17 protein-coding genes and 1 tRNA gene are annotated in these 21,170 nt (G+C 58.6%); 8 read left to right on the forward strand and 10 right to left on the reverse strand.

Annotated elements, in window-relative coordinates; genetic code table 11:
* The 3 genes from HMPREF9720_RS08690 to HMPREF9720_RS08700 all read right to left on the reverse strand — a co-directional run.
* Nucleotides 1-1,182: site-specific integrase (locus tag HMPREF9720_RS08690; RefSeq protein ID WP_009597908.1), on the reverse strand; the 1,182-nt coding region annotated here is incomplete at its 3' end.
* Between the two features lie 168 nt (nt 1,183-1,350).
* Nucleotides 1,351-1,423: transfer RNA gene (locus HMPREF9720_RS08695), tRNA-Lys, on the reverse strand.
* A 138-nt stretch (nt 1,424-1,561) separates the two neighbouring features.
* Complete coding sequence (locus HMPREF9720_RS08700) at nt 1,562-2,866, reverse strand: glycoside hydrolase family 2 TIM barrel-domain containing protein (protein ID WP_009598025.1); 1,305 nt, start codon at nt 2,864-2,866, stop codon at nt 1,562-1,564.
* Between the two features lie 125 nt (nt 2,867-2,991).
* On the opposite strand from HMPREF9720_RS08700, the gene HMPREF9720_RS08705 reads away from it, so the two are divergent.
* Complete coding sequence (locus HMPREF9720_RS08705) at nt 2,992-3,444, forward strand: type I restriction enzyme HsdR N-terminal domain-containing protein (protein ID WP_009598102.1); 453 nt, start codon at nt 2,992-2,994, stop codon at nt 3,442-3,444.
* Here HMPREF9720_RS08705 and HMPREF9720_RS08710 read toward each other — a convergent pair.
* From HMPREF9720_RS08710 to plsY, 4 genes are all read right to left on the reverse strand, one after another.
* Nucleotides 3,439-4,185 carry a LytR/AlgR family response regulator transcription factor gene (locus tag HMPREF9720_RS08710; RefSeq protein ID WP_009597974.1) on the reverse strand — a complete coding sequence of 249 codons (747 nt, stop codon included), beginning with the start codon at nt 4,183-4,185 and terminating at the stop codon, nt 3,439-3,441. The two genes, HMPREF9720_RS08705 and HMPREF9720_RS08710, sit on opposite strands and share 6 nt — an antisense overlap.
* Nucleotides 4,178-5,251, reverse strand: a complete 1,074-nt coding sequence (locus HMPREF9720_RS08715; RefSeq protein WP_009597939.1) for a sensor histidine kinase — start codon at nt 5,249-5,251, stop codon at nt 4,178-4,180. The genes HMPREF9720_RS08710 and HMPREF9720_RS08715 overlap by 8 nt, the downstream gene beginning before the upstream one ends.
* 167 nt (nt 5,252-5,418) lie before the next feature.
* The gene (locus HMPREF9720_RS08720) at nt 5,419-7,119 is read right to left on the reverse strand and encodes an AMP-binding protein (protein ID WP_009597970.1); all 1,701 of its coding nucleotides are present in this window, start codon (nt 7,117-7,119) and stop codon (nt 5,419-5,421) included.
* Nucleotides 7,120-7,248: 129 nt separating this feature from the next.
* A complete protein-coding gene (gene plsY, locus HMPREF9720_RS08725; RefSeq protein WP_009598022.1) occupies nt 7,249-7,947 on the reverse strand; it encodes a glycerol-3-phosphate 1-O-acyltransferase PlsY in 699 nt (232 codons plus the stop codon).
* A 135-nt stretch (nt 7,948-8,082) separates the two neighbouring features.
* Between plsY and HMPREF9720_RS08730 the strand changes: the two genes are divergently transcribed.
* Genes HMPREF9720_RS08730 through HMPREF9720_RS08740 form a run of 3 tightly spaced genes read left to right on the forward strand, consistent with a single transcriptional unit; the run spans nt 8,083 to nt 11,975 of the window.
* Nucleotides 8,083-9,072: a YitT family protein gene (locus tag HMPREF9720_RS08730; protein ID WP_039940282.1), complete on the forward strand. Its 990-nt coding sequence runs from the start codon at nt 8,083-8,085 to the stop codon at nt 9,070-9,072.
* Entirely contained in the window at nt 9,062-10,450 is a 1,389-nt protein-coding gene (miaB, locus tag HMPREF9720_RS08735; protein ID WP_175282406.1) for a tRNA (N6-isopentenyl adenosine(37)-C2)-methylthiotransferase MiaB, read from the forward strand. Before HMPREF9720_RS08730 ends, miaB begins: the two co-directional genes overlap by 11 nt.
* A 16-nt stretch (nt 10,451-10,466) precedes the next feature.
* The gene (locus HMPREF9720_RS08740) at nt 10,467-11,975 is read left to right on the forward strand and encodes a DEAD/DEAH box helicase (protein ID WP_009597902.1); all 1,509 of its coding nucleotides are present in this window, start codon (nt 10,467-10,469) and stop codon (nt 11,973-11,975) included.
* Nucleotides 11,976-12,195: 220 nt separating this feature from the next.
* Here HMPREF9720_RS08740 and der read toward each other — a convergent pair whose 3' ends face one another.
* The 3 genes from der to HMPREF9720_RS08755 all read right to left on the reverse strand — a co-directional run bounded on the left by der (nt 12,196) and on the right by HMPREF9720_RS08755 (nt 16,645).
* On the reverse strand, nt 12,196-13,500 hold the full coding sequence (gene der, locus HMPREF9720_RS08745) for a ribosome biogenesis GTPase Der (protein ID WP_009598014.1): 1,305 nt from the start codon (nt 13,498-13,500) through the stop codon (nt 12,196-12,198).
* Between the two features lie 191 nt (nt 13,501-13,691).
* Nucleotides 13,692-15,755 carry a cation:proton antiporter gene (locus HMPREF9720_RS08750; RefSeq protein ID WP_039940332.1) on the reverse strand — a complete coding sequence of 688 codons (2,064 nt, stop codon included), beginning with the start codon at nt 15,753-15,755 and terminating at the stop codon, nt 13,692-13,694.
* A gap of 44 nt (nt 15,756-15,799) precedes the next feature.
* On the reverse strand, nt 15,800-16,645 hold the full coding sequence (locus HMPREF9720_RS08755; protein ID WP_009598031.1) for a hypothetical protein: 846 nt from the start codon (nt 16,643-16,645) through the stop codon (nt 15,800-15,802).
* Nucleotides 16,646-16,764: 119 nt separating this feature from the next.
* Between HMPREF9720_RS08755 and HMPREF9720_RS08760 the strand changes: the two genes are divergently transcribed.
* From HMPREF9720_RS08760 to HMPREF9720_RS08775, 4 genes are all read left to right on the forward strand, one after another.
* Nucleotides 16,765-17,916: an MFS transporter gene (locus tag HMPREF9720_RS08760; RefSeq protein ID WP_014776126.1), complete on the forward strand. Its 1,152-nt coding sequence runs from the start codon at nt 16,765-16,767 to the stop codon at nt 17,914-17,916.
* Between the two features lie 12 nt (nt 17,917-17,928).
* On the forward strand, nt 17,929-18,525 hold the full coding sequence (locus HMPREF9720_RS08765; RefSeq protein WP_009598037.1) for a porin family protein: 597 nt from the start codon (nt 17,929-17,931) through the stop codon (nt 18,523-18,525).
* Between the two features lie 3 nt (nt 18,526-18,528).
* Nucleotides 18,529-19,500: a PhoH family protein gene (locus tag HMPREF9720_RS08770; RefSeq protein WP_009597905.1), complete on the forward strand. Its 972-nt coding sequence runs from the start codon at nt 18,529-18,531 to the stop codon at nt 19,498-19,500.
* 200 nt (nt 19,501-19,700) lie between these two features.
* Entirely contained in the window at nt 19,701-21,170 is a 1,470-nt protein-coding gene (locus tag HMPREF9720_RS08775; RefSeq protein ID WP_009597900.1) for an aminoacyl-histidine dipeptidase, read from the forward strand.

Below are 21,170 nucleotides of genomic sequence, written 5' to 3' on the forward strand. Positions count from 1 at the left end.
GTTTTCAAATGAATCGAGGTAGATTTGTGTAGTCGATAAGTCAGAGTGCCCCAGCGATTCAGATATGAGTGCTACGCTCACACCTGACCTCTTTAAGACGGTGGCGAACGTGTGCCGAGCGACATAGGTAGTTAATGGCATTTCCAATCCTATCTGTTCACCCAGCATCTTCAACTCTCGATTGACTTTCCTCAGAACCTTGTGCGTTCGGTTGAAAATCTGCTGTGCCGTCTTGTGTTCCGAGCGGTCGAGAATGGGGAAGATATAATCTTCCTGTGCATGGTTGGCCTTGCTGTATTTTTCGATAATCCGCATGGCGTTCGGTACAAGTTGAAAGGATAATAATTTCTGTGTTTTATGGCGGGAGTAGTAAATCCTGCCGTCCACAATATCGCAGTGACGCAGGGTAGCCATATCCGTAAAATTAATGCCTGCCGTGTAGTAGGAGAACAGAAATATGTCTCGTGCAAACTCGGCATAGTTCGTCCGATAATTGGGGGCTATCTCCAATGCAACGAGTTCCTGTATATCCTCTTTCGTGATGGCTCGTTTCCTCGTCCGTGTCCATAGGCTACCGACCTTGTATTTGGTGAATGGGGTAGTTTTAGGCACGAATAAACCCTCGGCGAGTGCCTTGTTATAGGCGGCCTTAAAGATGGCGTATTTTGTGGCTATGCTGTTGTTTGTGTTGCCCTCTTTACGCAGGAACAGTTCAAAATCGTGAAGATATGCAAGGTCTATTTCGTCAAATCGGATATTCAGCGACCTAAATTGCGACAAACGGGATAACAACGAGCGATGTTTGGATGCCGAGCCGTATTTGCCGAGTGTTTCCAGCCGTTCGATGGTCTGTTTCAGATATTCGCCGACCGTGCAGTTGATTTTCCGCCCGTTGGTTTCTAAAAGATTGTCGAGGGTTACATCGACCTCTAACGCTTCAAGACGTTTGATTTTGCGGCGGAGTTCGTCGATTTTGGTGTCGATGCGGAGTTGTAACGCCTGCAATTCAGGAGTTTCGGTCTTAATGCGTTGATTTTCAAAGTCCCAATCGTCAATGTTTAGTGTTACGCCCGTACTGATAAATTTGTTTTTCCGAGTTTGTGTTAAACGCAGATGGACGGGCGCGGCGTTTTGGCTGTTCAGTCTGTCTTTACGAAAGACAGTGTTAATGCTGATATTCATTTGTTTGCATTGTTGCGCAAACAAGTTTAACCAACCGATTTTGTGTATAACAAAGTGTATAACATTTCCCCGAAAAGGCCCTCTTTCCCGCCCGAAAATGCCCGACGACAAGGCAGGCACACAAAAACAAAAAGACCGATAATCATTGATTATCAGTCTTTTGCTTTGTACCCCCTCAGGGGCTCGAACCCTGGACCCCAACATTAAGAGTGTCGTGCTCTACCAACTGAGCTAAAGAGGCATCAATCGTTATCCGATTGCGAGTGCAAAATTAGTGATAATTTTTATTATTGCAAAAAAATCCTGAAAAATTTTCAGGATTTTTTTTCGCATATCCGCCGACGGACCTGATGCAGATGCGTTTTCGGGTCGTTTCGGATTATTCCAGTTTCAAACCGTCGCTGTTCCACTCGCCTGCAGCGTCGGGATAAATGAAGGGCCGGGTCTCGCTGAACTTCTTCATATTCAGATAACTCTCATAGAGATTGATGCCGTTGGCCGATTTCGTTGCCAGCGAGAAGGCGATTACCGACGGGTGGCGCTTCGAAGTGTGATAGCTGTCTTCGGTCCGTTCGACGTAGGCGTTCTGCCAAGCGGGATCGTTCGACGGGTTGCCCCCGATGCGACGCGATTCGCCGCTGCTGCGGGTGTCGATCGGAGCCTGCGGGATCACATACATGCCCATCGTGTCGCAAACAGCATACAGCGCCGGCGACACGGGCCCCGGCAGGAGCCTGAGGGTGTTGAATCCCTGCTCACGGAGCTTGGCTATCTCCTCCGCCGGGAACTGGGGCGGAACCTCGCGCGTGCGGAGTGCGACGGGATTGCCGTTTACCGCCAGCTGCCCGTTGCGCAGTTCGACGGTGCGGAATCCGAGCGGCAGTTCGATGTACTCCATGTAGCGGCCTTCGTGCTGGGTTTTTACGCGCAGCGTGTATTGCGTCGGCCGTCCGGGGTTCCACAACATGCTGTCTGGAATGCGGGCCAGAAAGCGCACGGTGTCCTCGCGGCGCATGTCGAGTGTGACGTCCTTGTATCCGATGGCGGCATTGGAGCCTGCCGGAGTGAGCAGTTCATAGTGGATGCGCGAAGTGCGCGGATTGAGGGACTCGGTTTTAACGACGAGGGCGATTTCAGCCATGACCTTGTCGTTCTCCTCGCTGCTGCGCCACGATTTGGTCAGTACGTCGCGTACGCGCAGCGTGGGCTGGCTCATGACCCATGCAGGACCTATTGCCGGGGCCGGATCGCTTTTCCAGCTTTCGAGACGCGCCACCTGCGACGGAGCGCTGACGACGATTTCCAGCGTGTTGCGGCCCTCCTGCGCATGGCGCGTGAGGTTGAATTCCGCCGGAGCGCTGCAGTCGCTGTCATAGGCCACGGCTTTGCCGTTCACGCGCACTTCGTAATCGGCCGAAGCCCATCCCAAATGGAAGAATACCTGCCGGTTGGCCCATGCGAACGGCACGGTGAACTCGGTCGAGAAAACGTTGCCTTTTTGCGTCCAGTCCGCCAGACGGGTGAAGTAACGGGTGTCGCCCGCAAAGGCTGCGGCCGCTTCCTGCGCCGTGGGGTAGGCGATCACTTCGCCGCGCGGCAACTCGCGGCCGTAGGTCGGAATATACTCCTGCGCCGCCAGCGTGCAGCACGAGAAGAGTGCTATGATCGAAAGAATACTCCTCATATATTCGCTTTTTTAACCTTCATTTTCGCCGCCCGGCGAAACGAGTTTCTCTGCTCGGCTCCCGCTTAACGAAAATGTTCGTATATTTGTGCAGGTCAAAGATAGTAAATTTTCCGGAACTAAAGATGTCAGAACTTCCCAAACTCAACTTTCCTGCCATCCGGCTGCGTGCCCGCCGCCGCGGTGAGCAGGTTGAAGTGTGGGACGACCTGCGGGGAATTTACCTCGTGCTGACGCCTGAAGAGTGGGTGCGGCGTCATCTGATCGCCTACCTCGTGTCGCACTGCGGGGTGCTGCCTAAACGCATCGTGCAGGAGTATGCCGTGCCGGTCAACGGACAGCCGCAGCGCGCCGACGTCGTTGTGGTCGGCGACGGCGCCGAACCGCTGGTGCTGGCCGAATGCAAGGCCCCGGAGATACGGATCGACGAACGGACCCTTTCGCAGGCCGTGCGTTACAATTCGGTGCTGGGGGCGCAGTTCGTCATTCTGACCAACGGCCGGAGACACTATTGCTGCGAGTACCGCGACGGCCGGTATGTCCAACTGGCGGGATTCCCGGACTTCGCGGCTTTATAGATTCTTGAAATTGGCGTCGATATAACGCTGAAAGCTCTCCTTGTAATTCTCCCCGATGGGCACGTACTCCGTGTCGCTCAGAAACACGCGGCCGCGGACGTAGCCTTTGATGCAGCGCAGATTCACGATGTAGGAGCGGTGTACGCGCATGAACATCTCCGACGGGAGCGCCGTCTCCATGTTCTTGAGACGGAACAGGGTGGTGATCGTCGAGCCGTCGGCCAGATGCATGCGCACGTATTCGCCTTCGCTTTCGAGATAGACGATGTCGCTGATTTTCACCAGCGATACCTTGTAGTCCGCCTTCACCGAGATATACTCCTTGTCTTTGGGCAGCGCCTCCGGAACGGGTTCCGATGCGTCGGCCGGTCGCTGGTTGTGGCGCAGTTCGTAGAGCGAGTTGGCCTTGCCCGCCGAACGACTGAAGTCGGCGAAGCTGAACGGCTTGAGCAGGTAATCCACCGCGTCGAGCTTGAACCCTTCGACGGCGTATTCCGAGTAGGCGGTGGTGAAGATCACCATCGGCCTTTCGACCAGCGAACGGACGAACTCCACGCCGCTCAGGTCGGGCATGTTGATATCTACGAAGATCAGGTCGGCATGCTGTCCGGCGAGAAACTGCTGGGCTTCGAGTGCGTTGTTGCACGAAGCGGTAAGCTCCAGATAAGGAATCTTCCGTATGTAACTTTCGATCTGACGCAGAGCCAGCGGCTCGTCGTCAATGGCGATACACTTAAGCATTGAGGGTCGGTATTACGAGTTTTACGGTGTATGTCGTAGGGTTTTCTTCTATGTCGAGCGCGTAGTTCCGGGGGCCGTAGATCAGTTCCAGACGCTTGCGGACATTGTCCAGTCCGATTCCGGCGCTGTGTCTTTCGCCTTTCTGCGTGTGGCGGCTGTTGCTGATCGTGCCGGTGACCTTGCCGTCGGCGTAATCGACGTGCATGTGGATGAACGACGGGTTGTTGTAGCTCACGCCGTGCTTGAATGCGTTCTCCACGAAGACGATCAGCAGCAGCGGCGGAATGGAGACCTGCGTCGGCAGGTCGTGCGGATACTCCACCCGGATGTCCACGTCGTTGGTGTAGCGGATGCGCATCAGCCCGATGTAATTCTGGATGAACTGAATGTCCTTGTTGAGCGAGATGATTTCGCGTCCCGAATCGTAGAGCACGTAGCGCATCATCTTCGAAAGCTCGATCACGGCGTTTTTGGCATATTCCGTGTCGATGTCGATCAGCGCATGGATGTTGTTGAGCGTGTTCATGAAGAAGTGGGGATTGATCTGGTACTTCAGATAATCCATTTCGGCCTGCATGTTCTGCTGTTTGAGCTCCTCCATCTGCTGTTCGTCGCGTATCGACTGGTACATGAGCTTGATGCCCGTATTGGCCCCCGACATGAAAAATCCCAGAATCACGTTCCAGTACATTTCCAGATCGGTGAACGACGCCTTGCGGTGCTCGATGAACTGGTCTTCGGAGAGGTCCGAGAAGAGCAGGCTGTCGGTGATGTGCTGTTCGTAGAAGTCCACGAACCAGAACGTGCCGATGATCAGCGTCAGATTGGTTATCAGATACTTCCAATACTTGTGCTTGAGCATGAACCGCGGCGCGATGACGCTGTTGTGGACGATGAATATGATGAGGTAGGGCGCGATCTTGCGCCATGCGATCAATACGTTTTCCCAGCTGACGTGAAGCTCTGACATCATCAGCGAGTTGAGCACCGGCACCAGAATGATGGCCGACCAGACCATCACATAGAGCAGGTTTTCGCCGATCGTCTGTTTCTTGGTGATTTTCATGCCGTAAAGATAATAAAAAAAAGTTACCCGGATATTCGCGGGTAACTTTCGTAAAAAAGCAGGTAACCGAACTATTAGTGACGCCTCATTGTTGGAATTGGATTCAGTGACTATGAAGAATTTGGGATAGAGAATCCAAAGTATGCGGTTACCTGCTGAGACTTGTTTTATTTGGTCAATAGCGACGGACTGTATAGATAACGTTTGATACTGCGTTTTGGTGTTTTTTCGAACTCTGTCGGATAAATCGCCAGCTCCGAGACCCGTTCGTACGCCGCCAGCAGCGTATTCAGCTCCGTGAGGTTGTTCTGCATGATCTGCGGCAGGTCGTTCTTGTCCACGCCTTCCAGCTCGGCCTGTTCGTAATCGGGGACGACCAGCGCCTTGAGCTTCCCGTTTTCGGTTTCCAGTATGAGCGACTCCAGCACGAGATACATGTTGTTGAGCTTGTCCTCGATCTCCTCCGGGTAGATGTTCTGTCCGCTGCCGGAGAGGATCATCGTCTTCGAACGGCCCCGGATGTAGAGCGTGCCGTCGGGGTCCATCGTGGCCATGTCGCCCGTATGAAGCCACCCGTCGGGTTCGAGGACCTTCTCGGTGTCCTTTTCGTTCTTGTAATATCCCTTCATCACATGCTCGCCGCGGACGATGATTTCGCCCGCTTCGTGCTGCGGGTCGGGCGAGTCGATCTTCACTTCGAGCAGTTCGTGCAGGTAGCGCCCGCACGATCCGGCCTTGAACTCGTTGTCGGGCGTGAAGCTGATGAGCGGCGCGCACTCGGTCATGCCGTAGCCGATGGTGATCGGGAACTTGATCTTCATCAGGAACGCTTCGGTCTCCTGATTCATCGGTGCGCCGCCGACGATGAATATGTCTACGTTGTTGCCGAAGGCCTCCAGCAGTTTTTTGCGGATCACCGAGTAGATGGCCGTGTTGAGCAGCGGAATCTTCACGGCGATCGACATGGGGCCTTTTTCGAGCATCGGCATCACCTGTTTGCGGTAGACCTTTTCGAGAATCATCGGCACGCAGCAGATGACCGTCGGTCTTACGACGCCCATGGCTTCGAGCAGAATCTTGGGCGAAGGAATCTTGCCCAGCAGGGTGATGTGTCCGCCCACGGCCAGCGGCGAAAGGAAGTCGAACGCGCAGCCGTAGGCGTGCGCCAGCGGCAGGAACGACAGCGTGCGCCCGCCTTTGCGGAAATAGAAGGTGCCGGTCTGGGTGTTGATCATCCGCTGGGCGAAAATCACGTTGCCCGTCAGGTTGTTCACCGTGAGCATGACGCCCTTCGAGTATCCCGTGGTTCCCGACGTGTAATTGAGCAGGATCACCTGATCGTTGGGAATTTCGGGGTATTTGATGTCGTTTATGCTGAATCCGCGCGGATATTTCGAGCGGTAATTCTTCAGGATGTCGCGCTGGAACTTGGTGAGCGCCTTGCCGTCGCGTTCGTAAATGGTATGGAAGTCGGTCAGCGAAAAGACGGCTTCGATCTGCCGGATCTGCTCCTCTTCGATATTGTCCCAGAAGTTGTCGCCCAAGAAGAGCATGCGGCTCTCCGAGTGGTTGATGATGTGGATGATGTCGGCGGGGGTGAAATCCTGCAGGATCGGGACGATGACCGCTCCGTATGTGATCGTGGCTATGTAGGTGATGCACCAGCGGGGGTTGTTGCGGCCTATGAGGGCGATTTTGTCGCCCTGCCTGATGCCGGCCTTTTTGAAGAGGAGGTGCAGCTTGGCGACCTCCTTGGCCATCTCGTAATACGAAAAAGTTTCGCCCTTGAAATAATCGGTCAGGGCGGGCATTTCACGATTGTCGCGGAAACTGGTTTCGTATATTTTGATCAGATTCTCCTGTAACATGGTCGCGTCCTAATTGCTGAGCAAAGATAGGCTAAAAAAACGATTTTACCGCCAAATCGCGGCATTTTTTATCCCATATTGCCGATGTTTTGAACCATAGGCCCTGCCGCAGAGCTTTTTGTGCCGTTTTTATTCCTCCTTTTTTTCCGGCTTGGGGGGCTGCTGTTTCACGTGGCGGGGTTTCCAGATGTAGATTTTCGATTCCGTGCCCGCCTTGAGCCTTTCGATGTTCTTGCGGTGCGTGTAGATCAGCAGCACGGCGATGATGAACGAGAACACGACAAACGGAACCAGATGGTTCACTTTCGGCGAAATGAGCGTGAAAATGGGGAAGCTGCACCCTGCGACCATCGAGGCCAGCGATACGTAGTGCGTAATCATCAGCACGAGGAACCAGACGCCGAAGCAGAGCAGCACCAGCGGGGCGTTTACGCCCATGATGGCGCCGACGAGCGTCGCCACGCCCTTGCCGCCGCGGAATCCGGCGAAGATCGGGAAGATATGCCCCAGAACGGCGGCGAATACGGCGATGAAGCGCAGGATGTAGAACCACGTTTCGTTTGCGCCGTCGGCGAAAACGCTGTCGTATTTCATCAGGTCGATGATCGTCACGGCGACGAATCCCTTCAGCACGTCCAGTCCGAAAACGGGCAGGGCCGCGCGTTTGCCCAGCACGCGCAGCATGTTGGTCGTGCCGGCGTTTTTGCTGCCGTGTTCGCGGATGTCGATGCCGTAATATTTTTTGCCGATCCATACGGCGCTCGGAATCGAACCCAGCAGATAGGCGATGATAATCAGGGTCGTGGCGGTGTAATATGTCAGAATCATAGTGACTTTTCCGGGGTTTGTATAATGCAAATATAATAAAAAAAATCGTATTTGCAGTTTCCGGATGAAAAATCCGGCGCAGGGACGCCGGGTTTTCGGAGAATTGCGTTATCTTTGCCTAAAAAATATACCTTTATGAATACAAAGGCTTTGCTGGAGCCGATGGGGTCGTGGGCGTGGTGGCGCTCGTGGTTCCTGATTTTTCTCGGCTGTTCGATCATGGGCGCGGGTTTCGTGCTGTTCGTCAATCCCTACAATTTCGTGCCGGGAGGCGTCTACGGTATGGGTATCGTACTCCACAACATCTTCCCGTCGATTCAGGTCGGTACGTTCGGCTATATGTTCGACGTGCCGCTGATGCTCACCGCGATGCTGGTTTTCGGCGGGCAGTTCGGTACGCGCACGGTGCTGGCTGCGCTCTATACGCCCGGTTTCATGAACATGCTGACGCGGCTGGTCTATCCCGACGCCGCGGCCGTCGAGAGTCTCGATCCGGCGTTGCTGCTGGGGGGACGGCTCGACCTGTCGAACGACCTGCTGCTGACGTGTATCATCGGCGCCGTGGTCATCGGTATCGGGCAGGGCGTCGTCGTGCGCCAGCAGGCGACTACGGGCGGCACGGACATCGTGGCGATGCTGCTGCAGAAGTTTGCCGGCATCAAGTTCTCGACCGGCATCCTGCTCGCCGACGGTTTCGTCGTGCTGTCAGGTCTGGCCGTCATCGGTTTCGGACTGGGTACGGGCGACGCTGCTTCCAACGGCTGGATGCTGACGCTCTATTCGCTCATCACGATCTACATCACCTCGCGCGTGATCGCCTATCTGCTGAACGGCGCGTCGTACGACAAACTGCTGTTCATCATCAGCGACCACCACGAGCAGCTCAAGCGCTTCATCATCGAAGACCTCGACCGCAGCGCCACTTATATCAAGTCGAAAGGCATGTACACCGACGCGCTGCGCGACATGATCTTTTTGGTGGTCAGCCGCAAGGAGGTGCGGCTCGTGCAGCACAAGATCAAGGAGATCGACCCTTCGGCGTTCGTGGTGGTGACCGACGCCTACGAGACTTTCGGCGAGGGCTTCAAGCAGTTCCCCGACAAGAACGAGATTCATGCCGAATAACAGAAACGAAAACGTGGAATTAAGACTCGATACGAATACATTGCGCCCCCTGTCGGGCGCCGGACGCAAACTTTTTGTCGAAACCTACGGCTGCCAGATGAATGTCGGCGACACCGAGATCGTGGTCTCCGTGATGCAGCGCGAAGGGTACGTATATACCGAGCGGATCGACGAGGCGGACGTTATCCTGATCAACACCTGTTCGATCCGCGACAATGCCGAACAGCGCATCTGGGGCCGTCTGGCCGAGATGAAACGCTACCGCCGGGCCAACCCCGGACTGGTCGTGGGCGTCATCGGCTGTATGGCCGAGCGTCTGAAGGAGAAGCTGGTCGAAGGACCGCACGGCGTCGATGTCGTGGCCGGGCCTGACGTCTACCGCGACCTGCCCCGGCTTGTGCGCGAAGCCGAAGCGGGCGGCAAGGGCGTCAATGTCCTGCTCTCGACCGAGGAGACCTATGCCGAGATCGCTCCCGTGCGGCTCGACCGCAACGGCGTAAGCGCCTTCGTCGCCATCATGCGCGGCTGCAACAACTTCTGCTCATACTGCGTGGTGCCCTATACCCGCGGCCGCGAACGCAGCCGCGATCCCGAAACCATTCTCGCGGAGGTCCGGACGCTGTTCGGGAACGGTTACCGCGAGGTGACGCTGCTGGGCCAGAACGTCAACTCCTACCGCTTCGGCGAGGTGGACTTTCCCGGCCTGATGCGCCGCGTGGCCTCCGTCTCGCCGCTGCTGCGCGTGCGTTTCGCCACGTCGCATCCCAAGGACATCAGCGACAGCCTGCTGGAGGTCATGGCCGAAATGCCCAATATCTGCCGTGCGATCCATCTGCCCGCCCAGTCGGGTGCCTCGTCGATGCTCGCGCGCATGAACCGCAAATATACCCGCGAATGGTACCTCGACCGGGTCGCGGCCATCCGCCGCTACCTGCCCGACTGCGCCGTTACGACCGACCTGATCGCCGGATTTTCGGGCGAGACGGAGGAGGAGCACGCCGCGACGCTCTCGCTGATGCGCGAGGTCGGCTACGAGTTCGCCTATATGTTCAAATATTCGGAGCGCCCCGGCACTTACGCGCACAAGCACCTGCCCGACGACGTGCCCGAAGAGGTGAAGTCGGCGCGGCTGGCCGAAATCATCGCCCTGCAGAACGAACTGAGCCGCGCGAGCAACCTGCGCGACGTGGGGCGCGAATTCGAAGTGCTGGTCGAGGGAACGTCCAAGCGCGACGAGAACCAGCTTTCGGGCCGTACCTCGCAGAACAAGGTCGTGGTCTTCGACCGCGGCGGCCACGGCGTCGGCGACTATGTGCGGGTCCGCATCACGGGCTGCACTCCCGCGACGCTTTTCGGAGAAGAAATTTCAGAAGGATAAAATTAAGATACGTAAAATGCGATTTGACGAACTTGAGTTGGAGGATGAGATCCTCGACGGACTCTACGATATGAATTTTCAGGAGATGACTCCGGTGCAGGAACACACGATCCCGGTGATTCTCGAAGGCCGCGACATCATCGGATGCGCGCAGACGGGAACGGGCAAGACGGCGGCCTACACGCTGCCGTTGCTGAACCGGCTGCTGCTCGAAGGCAACGAAGACAATGTGATAAAATCGGTGATCATCGTGCCCACGCGCGAACTGGCGCAGCAGATTGACCAGCAGTTTCAGGGCTTTTCCTATTACCTGCCCATCTCGACCACGGTCGTTTACGGCGGCGGCGACGGCAAGGGCTGGGACGTGCAGAAGCGGGGCATGCTGATGGGGTCGGACGTGGTCATCGCCACTCCCGGCCGCATGATTTCGCATATCCAGAACAGCGGCATCGACCTCTCGCATGTCGAATGCCTGATTCTCGACGAAGCCGACCGCATGCTCGACATGGGTTTCAGCGAGGACATCATGAAGATCGTCTCGTACATGCCAAAGGAGCGGCAGACGATCATGTTCTCGGCGACGCTGCCCCCGAAGATCCGCGAACTGGCCAAGACCATTCTGCGCAATCCCGCCGAGGTGAATATCGCCATTTCGAAACCCAACGAGGCTATCGACCAGTCGGCCTATGTCTGCTATGAGAACCAGAAGCTGGGCATCATCCGCGAGATGTTCGCCGAGCCGACCGAGTCGAAGACGATCATCTTCTCGTCGTCGAAGATGAAGGTCAAGGAGCTGGCCCATACGCTCAAACGCATGAAACTCAACGTGGCGGCCATGCACTCCGATCTGGAGCAGGCCCAGCGCGAGGAGGTGATGCTCGACTTCAAGAACAACAAGGTCTCGATCCTCGTGGCCACCGACATCGTGGCGCGCGGCATTGACATCGAGGACATCGGACTGGTCATCAATTACGACGTGCCGCACGACCCCGAAGATTATATCCACCGCATCGGCCGTACGGCGCGTGCCGCGGCGACCGGCGCTGCCGTGACCTTCGTCAGCGAGGAGGAACAGGGGAAATTCCACGCCATCGAGAAGTTTATCGAGCGGGATATCCGCAAAGCCGAACTGCCCGCAAGCGTGGGCGAAGGCCCGAAATACGCACCCGACGAAAACCGCGGACGTTTCGGCCGCGGCGGCAGGGGCGGCCACGGGGGATCGGGACGCGGAGGTTCCGGCCGCGGCCGTGGACGCGGCGATAAAGGCGACAGAGGACGCTCAAGCAGGGGCGATGGCGACCGTAATCGCGATCGTCGCGGCGACAGAGAGCGTGCGGCTGCGGCGCCGGCCGAAAACGGCGTCGGGACTCCGCAGGCTGCGCCGGCGGATAATGACCACGCATCGGGCCGCGGCGAAGGCAACCGCGGAACACGCGACCGCAAACGCCATCGCGGCAGCCGCAACCGCAATCGCAACCGCGGCGGAAATCCGCAGGAGGGCGGGGCTACGCCGCTGGCGAATTAGACCGGCGGACACTTCAAGATAATAGAGACCGGACTCAGTCGGAGTCCGGTCTTTCTGTTTTCCTTCCCGTTTGAAGCCGGGTTACTTCCGCCGGGAATGGACCTGCACAGGTACTCCGGAGTATAAAAAGTCCCCCTTTGTCAAAGGGGGACTTGGCGGGAATATCGCTTCCGGATTTCGCCGTGCGAAAAAGGTCCGGTAGCCTTGTATTGCGGTCGTCTTACTTCTGCCGGAAATAAATCTGCATCGGCACCCCGGCGAAATCCCAGTGGTCGCGGATGTTGTTTTCGAGGAACCGGCGGTATGGCTCCTTGATGTACTGCGGCAGGTTTACGAAAAACGCGAACTGCGGCGTGGGCGTCGGGAGCTGGGTCACGTACTTGATCTTGATGTATTTGCCCTTGGTCGCGGGGGGCGGATAGTTCTCGATCAGCGGCAGCAGGAAATCGTTCAGCTCCGAGGTCGAGATGCGGCGTTTGCGCGACTGGTAGACCCGGATCGCGGTCTGGAGCACGTCGAATATGCGCTGTTTGCTGAGTACCGAGGTGAAGATGATCGGAATGTCGTTGAACGGCGCGAGTTTCTTTTTCAGGAACTCCGTCCACTCCTTCATCGTGTTGTTGTCTTTCTCTATGAGGTCCCACTTGTTGACTACGATCACGCAACCCTTGCGGTTGCGGACGATCAGGTTGTGGATGTTGAGGTCCTGCGATTCGAGTCCCTGCTGGGCGTCGAGCATCAGGATGCAGACGTCGGAATTCTCGATGGCGCGGATCGAGCGCATCACCGAGTAGAATTCGAGGTCCTCCATCGCCTTGCCCTTCTTGCGCATGCCTGCCGTGTCCACGAGGTAGAAATCCATGCCGAACTTGTTGTAGCGGGTGTGGATCGAGTCGCGGGTGGTGCCGGCGATCGAGGTCACGATGTTGCGTTCCTCGCCCAGCAACGCGTTGGTCATCGACGACTTGCCGACGTTGGGACGGCCGACGATGGTGATATGGGGCAGGTCCTCGTCCTCTTCGGGGACGGTCTCCGCGGGCAGCGCCGCGAGGATGGCGTCCATCAGGTCGCCCGTACCGCTGCCGCTCATCGAACTGATGCAGAACGGATCGCCCAAACCGAGGGCGTAGAACTCGTGCGAGGAGTAGATCTGGTCGTTGTTGTCCACTTTGTTGCAGACGAGGATCACCTTTTTCGAGGTGCGGCGCAGGATATCGGCCATCAGCTGGTCGAGGTCGGTGATGCCGGTCGCAACCTCCACCAGAAAGAGGATCACATCGGCCTCGTCGATGGCCAGCAGTACCTGACGGCGGATTTCGTCTTCGAAAATATCCTCCGAATTGACGGTGTAGCCGCCGGTGTCGATCACCGAAAATTCCTTTCCGTTCCAGTCCGTTTTGCCGTAGTGGCGGTCGCGGGTGGTGCCGGCCGTCGCATCGACGATGGCCTTCCGCTGGCCCACCAGACGGTTGAAGAGGGTGCTTTTGCCGACGTTAGGACGGCCCACGATTGCTACAAGGCTCATATTCTTTTCTTTTTTCTTAGGGCAAAGATAGTGCAAGTCGGGCGCAATGCCAAATTTATTTGAGCATTGTCCGTACGCCGCCTGTATGCTGCACGGATAGTGCAGGTCGGGCGCAAAACCAAATGCGCGGGACTCTTGCGGAACACACTCTGTAAAAACTGCAGGACAGAGAATACTCGTCCGGATACTTATTATATATACCAGCTCTCCGTGTCGCCGGCCTGTACGGGGTAGACCAGTACGAAGCTGTTGTCGGCGAAGAATTGCTCCATGCAGGCGGGGACCTTGCTCATGGCGGGGTGGTAGGAGACCCGCTCGCGGCGGCTCATCACGACCCACAGGCAGTCGTCGCGTTTGGTCTCGTAAGTGAGCGCCGTGAGGTCGTCCCACGGGTTGGAGACCACGTATTCGGCCTTGGCCGAGCGTTTGCCGCGGGTGGGGCACAGGTACTGCATGGTGTTTTCCGGGGCGTAGAACACGATCCGGGCGCCCGAATTGTCGGCGATGTTGCGCAGTTTCTGAATCCACATCTGGAATCCGGCCTCCTTTTCGGCCTTCTCCGGCACGACCACCAGATGCCGCTTGATGGTCGGCAGGGGTTGCGCGGGGTGGTAGAGATAGGTGGTGACATTGCTCTGGCCCAGCACGTCGGCGGCCATGCGGCCGATGCCCGAACCGCCCGGCGTGCGGTCGTGGTGCATGCCCATCACGATGTCGGTGATGCTGCGCTCCTTGACCACGCTGACGATGGCGTTGGCGATGTTTACGTCGTAGCGGAGCAGCGCCTGCAGGTAGTTGTCCGACGCGGCGGCGGCTTTGGCGGCCGTGTCGAGGATTTTGCGGCCCCGCTTTTCGACCGTGGGGTCCTCGACCTTGTTGTCGATGGCGTTCAGGGCGTAGAGTCCGTTGCGGGATTTGGCTTTCTTGAGGGTCGTGCTCAGGCTTACCAGCTCGCTCACGGTCTGCTCGTTGGCGACCGGAATGAGGATGTGGTCCTCCTGCTGGGGCTGTTCGTCGTCGTCCTGCGCATTGCGCATGGCGATGTTGTGCGCGCCCCGCTGCGTGGCGAAGGTCGAGACCGTGCAGGTGGCCAGAATCATCAGGATCGTGCCGTTGAGCACGCTTTCGCTCAACAGGCGGATCGGCTCGCCGTCGGGCGTGTGGCCCAGTATGACGTTGTAGCCGACCATCACCGCCGCGAGCGTCGCCGCGACATGGGCGCTGCTCAGTCCGAAGATCACGGTGCGCTGGTCCGGTGAGAGACGGAATGTCTTCTGCGTGAGATAGGCGGCGATGTATTTGGCGGCGGTGATCAGGACGATCATGATCAGCGCCACTTCGATGCTCTCCCAGTCGCGGAAGAAGGCCCGGTAGTCGATGAGCATGCCCACGCCTATGAGGAAGAAGGGGATGAAGATGGCGTTGCCCACGAACTCGATGCGGTTCATCAGCGGCGAGGTGCGGGGTATGAGCCGGTTGAGGGCCAGACCGGAGAGGAAGGCGCCGATGATCGGTTCCAGCCCCGCGAGCTGTGCGAGGTAGGCGCCGAGGAAGACCATCGCCAGCACGAAGATATACTGGGATACGTTGTCGCTGCACTGTTTGAAGAACCAGTGCGCCAGCAGCGGAAAGAGGAACAGGATGATGCCGATGCACAACAGCACCGAGGCGCTGAGCCTCCACCAGAAGCTTTCATCCACGTTGCCTGTGGCCATGCCGACGATCACCGTGAGCAGCAGCAGGGCCAGCGTGTCGGTGATGACCGTGCCGCCGACGGCGATCGTGACGGCCTTGTCGCGCGAGATGCCGAGCTTGCTGACGATGGGATAGGCTATAAGGGTCTGGGAGGCGAAGAGTCCGGCAAGCAGGATCGAGGAGTAGATGGAGAATCCCATAATGTAATAACCTGCCAGAATGCCGAGCGCGAGCGGTACGCAGAAGGTGTAGAGTCCGAAGACGAGACTGCGCCAGCCGCTTTTTTTGAAGTCGGACGTATCCATGTCCAGTCCCGAAAGAAACATGATGTAGAGCAGGCCGGCGGTCCCCGAAAGAATGATGCTGCTGTCGCGCAGCACGAGGTTGAGTCCGTGAGGGCCGATAACCGCGCCGGCGATTATCAGCCCCAAAAGATAGGGGATCTTCAGCTTGTTCAGGAGCAGCGGCGCCGCCAGAATGATGATCAGAATCAGCAGAAACTTCAGGATCGGGTCTTCAAGCGGCAGTGTTATCGGTGCTATATGGGCGAATTGAAACATCATGCGATCATTTGGCTTTCCTACAAATATATAAAAATCTGCGGCTAAAAACAAGCGCCCGCCGCATTTTGCTGCTGCGGAGTCCGAACGGCCGATCCTGCGGACCGTTTCCGGCGTCCGAGGAGCATGCCTGCGGCGATCAGGACGGCGGCGCCTGCGGCGACCTGCAGCGGGTAGACGGAGAGGTCCCGGGCGGGGATCAGCAGCGGGATCAGCGCCACGGCGCCTGCCGGGGCGAAGATGCGGCCGTAGCGTTCGAAGAGCGCGAAAAGGCAGGCGCAGGCGGCGAGGGCCGCGGCGGCCTGCGGCATTCCCAGCTCGACGCAGAGCAGCCTGCGGAATCCCGCACCCAGCGCTGCTCCGGCGGCGATCAGCATCAGCACGGCGAACATCCGGAGCCAGACCAGGCATTCGTCCCGCCGCCGCGGAAGGTGGAATACCGGGGGCAGCGGCGTGCGCAGTTTGCGGCGTTCCATCCACAGCTGGCCGCCCGAGAGCGTGAGCGTGAGCAGGAAAACCGCGACCGGATAGACCGGGCTGTCGGCTCCGAGCGCGACGGGGAGCAGGCAGGCCGAGAGCATCGGCGCCAGCGAGGTGCGGGTAAGGACCTGACAGCCTGCCGCGAAGAGGAACCCGAGGGCGATGCCGCCCGGCGGGGGCAGTCCCGGAATCCGGGCGATCAGCCAACCGGCCGCCGCCGCGAGGGTCATCAGCCAGACGGCCTGCCTGCGGCCGATGCGCCAGACTTGTTTGTCGATTACCCACATGCCTGCTGCCAGTGCGGCGATTTCGGGAAAAACGACTTCCTGTTCGCCCAGCAGTTCGGCGGCGGCGACCATGGCCGCGACCAACCCCAGCGAAGCTGCATATCTCGCACGTTTTTTGTCCATCGGGATTCGGTAATTGCGCCGCAAAGATAAAGAATTGTGAAATAATCGCTCTCCGGGAATCGGTTTTTATGGAAAAAAATGTAACTTTGAAAAATTGTATACCTGAAATTTCGTCGCTCATGCGTGTCGGTAAAGTAGATAAACGAGTGCTCGGCCCCGTGCTGATGGGCTTCTTCATAATGGGTTTCTGCGATATGGTGGCCCCGATCACGGGACGTATCGCACTGGAGTTTCCCGCGTCGCGGCAGGCGGCCGTGAGTTTCCTGCCCACGATGGTTTTCCTGTGGTTTCTGGTGCTCTCCACGCCGCTGGCCGCGCTGATGAACCGCATAGGCCGCAAGGCAACCGCGCTGATCGGCTACGCCTTTACGGTCGTCGGTCTGATGGTCCCCTACGTTGCGGGCGAAGGGTGCGCGCTGGGGTGGTATTTCGCCGGCTTCGGACTGCTGGGCGTGGGCAATACGGCGATTCAGGTGGCGATCAACCCCCTGCTGGCCACCATCGTACCGGGCGAGCGGATGACCAGCTACCTCACCGTGGGCCAGATCTTCCGCAACACCTCGCTCCTGCTGCTGGCGCCGATCGTCACCGCACTCGTGGCGCTCACCGGATCGTGGCGTCTGCTGCTGCCGATCTATGCGGGCCTTACGGTGCTGGGCGGCATCTGGCTGCAGGCGACTTCGGTAGCCGAACCGCCGCGCAGCGACCGCGCCGCGGGCATGGCCGACTGCTTCCGGCTGCTGGGAAACCCGACGGTGCTGCTCTGCACGCTGGGCGTGGCGTGTTTCATCGCGGGCGACGTGGGGATCGGATTCCTCTCGGTGCGGCTGATCGACAACCCCGATTCGATACTCACCACCACGGGCTTCTACGCCTGCCGCATCGTCGGCACGCTCGTCGGGGCGTGGGTGCTGGTGCGGGTGTCGGACGTGAAATACCTGCGCTGGAACATGGCGGGGGCTTTGGCGCTCTGCGCCGTGCTGCTGCTGGTGCGCGGCGAAACGGCGGTCTACGCCGCCGTGGGGCTGACGGGATTCGCCATGGCCTGCGTTTTCGCGACGTTCTACGCCGTGGCGACCAAGGCCGTGCCCGAAAAGGCCAACGAAGTGGCGGGACTGATGATTCTGGCCATCTCGGCGGGAGCCGTTTCGGGACCCGTCTGCGGGGCCATTGTCCGTTGGAGCGGCGATGCGCACTGGGGCATGCTGTTCGTCGCCCTGTGCGTGGGCTACATGCTCTGGGCGAGCTTCAAACTGAAAATAAAGCAATAAAAACTGAAAACGATGATTCGTAAGATCGTAGTAACCTCTTTGCTGGTCGTTTGCGCGCTCTCTGCCGCGGCGCAGCGGCCCCGCGCCCGGATCGAATGGGGCGTATTGGGCGGCATCAACATCCCCGACTATACGACCAACATGTCGGGCACCGACGTCAAGAACAAACTGGGCTGGCAGGCCGGTATCACCACGGCGGTCAATCTGGGGGCTTTCGCCGTCGAACCGCAGATACTCTATGTGCGTCAGGGACTCCGCATCCGCCCCGAAGGGCAGAAGGAGATCAACCTCAAGTCCAATTCGATCGACGTGCCGGTGCTGTTGTCGTTCCGCCTGCTGCGTCCCGTGCGGATCTATGCCGGTCCCGTCTTTACGGTGATGAACGACTGCAAGCAGAAGTCGGGCGGCGACCTGCTCGATTTCGGCCGCGTGCGTCCCACGATGTCCTACACGGTGGGTGCGGGCGTCAAGCTGCTGGGCCACCTGCTGGTGGACCTGCGCTACAACGGCCAGTTCAAAAGCAAGAAGGACGTGGTGCTTCCCGACGGCGGCAAGCTCGACAAACTCCGCACGTATAACGTGGCGCTTAACTTCGGATACCTTTTTTAGCCTATGACAGACGCAGTCGGAAAAGAGATACTCATCGAGGGTGCAGACCCCCGCGAGTTGTACGGACCCCGGAATGTCTACCTCGACCAGCTGAAATCGCTTCACCCCCAGCTCAGGATCGTCGCGCGGGGCTCTTCGCTCAAAGTCCTCGGTTCCGAAGCCGAGACGCGGCGTTTCGAGGAACGCATGGAGGGGCTGGTGGCCTATTATCTCAAATACGGACACATCTCGTCGCAGGTCATCGACCAGTGCTTCGCGGGTGGCATCGCTGCGCAGGAGGCTCCGGTGGACAAGGACGTGATCGTCTACGGCAACAACGGCAACATCGTCCGCGCCCGCACGGTCAACCAGCTCAGGCTGGTGAAACTTTATGACAGGAACGATCTGCTCTTCGCCGTGGGACCCGCCGGGTCGGGCAAGACCTATACGGCCATTGCGCTGGCCGTGCGCGCCCTGAAGGAGAAGCAGGTGCGGCGCATCATCCTCACGCGCCCGGCGGTCGAAGCGGGCGAGAAGCTGGGTTTCCTGCCCGGCGACATGAAGGAGAAGCTGGACCCCTACCTGCAGCCGCTGTACGATGCGCTGAACGACATGATTCCGCCTGCCAAGCTGGCGAAGTATCTGGAGGAGGGCACGGTGCAGATCGCGCCGCTGGCCTACATGCGCGGCCGCACGCTCGACAACGCCTTCGTCATTCTGGACGAGGCGCAGAACACGACGCTCTCGCAGATCAAGATGTTCCTGACGCGCATGGGCCGCAACGCCAAGTTCATCGTCACGGGCGACGTGACGCAGATCGACCTGCCGCGCAAAAGCGACAGCGGGCTGGTGCGCACGATGGAGATTCTGCGCGAGGTGGAGGGCATCGGCATCGTCGAATTCGACGTGCGCGATATCGTGCGCCACCCGTTGGTGAAGCATATCGTCGAGGCGTTCGACAAGTGCGGGACGGACCTGTCCAAAGCTGAAAAGTAAGGACGGGGCCGCTCCGGGACGGGCCTTCCGGCCGTCTGCGAAAGTCCCCTCCGGGGAGGAAATTACGGCGCGTCGCCGAAGCGGCAGGCTAGGGGAGAAGCAGACCTGCAAACGACGCCAAAGGCGGCGGCAACGACGGCAGGGCTGAACGAGAATGAAAGAATACGCAAAACGATAACATATCATTAAAACCTACTTTTATGAACGACACACGCAATCTCGCGGCCCTGAAGCCGGCGCTGGTCTGGAAGCATTTCGCTCAGATCGTACGCATTCCGCGCCCCTCGTCGCACGAGGAGAAGATCCGCAAATACGTCATGGATTTCGCACGGGAGAAAGGACTCGAATGCAAGGAGGACGCCGCACATAACGTCTATGTCCGCAAACCCGCCTCGAAAGGCATGGAGGACCGCAAGGGCGTGGTCCTGCAGGCCCACCTCGACATGGTGCCCCAGAAGAACAACGACAAGAAGTTCGACTTCACGAAAGATGCGATCGACGCCTATGTCGACGGCGAGTGGGTGACGGCCGACGGCACGACGCTCGGTGCGGACAACGGCATCGGCGCGGCGGCCATTCTGGCCGTGCTGGAGGACGATTCGCTGGTACACGGTCCGCTGGAAGCGCTCTTCACGGCCACCGAGGAGACGGGGATGGACGGCGCTTTCGGGCTGAAAAAGGGGCTGCTGCACGGTGACATCCTGCTGAATCTCGACTCGGAGACCGAGGGCGAGCTGTACGTGGGCTGCGCCGGAGGGTTGGACGCGAACATCGTCTTCAAATATGCCGCCGAGCCGACGCCCGCGCGCAACTACACCGCGGCCCGGATCACGGTCAAGGGACTCAAGGGCGGCCATTCGGGCATTCAGATCGTCTGCCAGCGCGCCAACGCCAACAAGGTGCTGTTCCGTTTCCTGAACGCCGCGTCGGCGTCGCGCGATCTGGTGCTCTGTTCGGTGGACGGCGGCGGCCTGCGCAACGCCATTCCCCGCGAAGCCGAGGCGGTCGTGATGGTCAAAACCAAGGAGTACGAAGCTTTCGCCAAGGAGCTGAAAGCCTATGAAAAGGTCATTAAGGCCGAATATGCCGGTATTGAGGACGCCGTGTCGATCAAACTGAAGGAGTGCGAAGCCCCGAAGGAGCGGATCGCCGCCGACGTGGCCGCCCAGCTGACCAAAGCCGTTGTGGGATGTCCCGACGGCGTGCAGCGCATGTCGGTGTCGATGCCCGGACTGGTGCAGACTTCGAGCAACCTCGCGCGCGTGGTCTCCGACGGCAAGAGCGTCAAACTGCAGTGCCTGCTGCGCAGCTCGGTGAACTCGGAGAAGGCCGCGCTGGGCGAAGCGATCGCCGCGGTATTCTCTCTGGCCGGGGCCAAGGTACAGCTCACGGGCAGCTACGACGGCTGGAATCCGAACATGGAGTCGCCGATCCTCAAGGCCATGACTGCTTCCTACAAGGCCCTCTACGGCAAGGAACCCGCCGTGACGGCGATTCACGCCGGACTCGAATGCGGCATCATCGGCAGCAAATATCCCAAGATGGACATGATTTCGTTCGGACCTACGATCTGCTATCCCCACTCGCCCGACGAGAAGGTGGAGATCGCGTCGGTGGGCAAGTTCTACGACTTCATGGTCGATACGCTGCGCAATATTCCCAAAAAGTAG

The sequence above is a fragment of the Alistipes sp. HGB5 genome (assembly GCF_000183485.2).
GTDB lineage: Bacteria > Bacteroidota > Bacteroidia > Bacteroidales > Rikenellaceae > Alistipes > Alistipes finegoldii.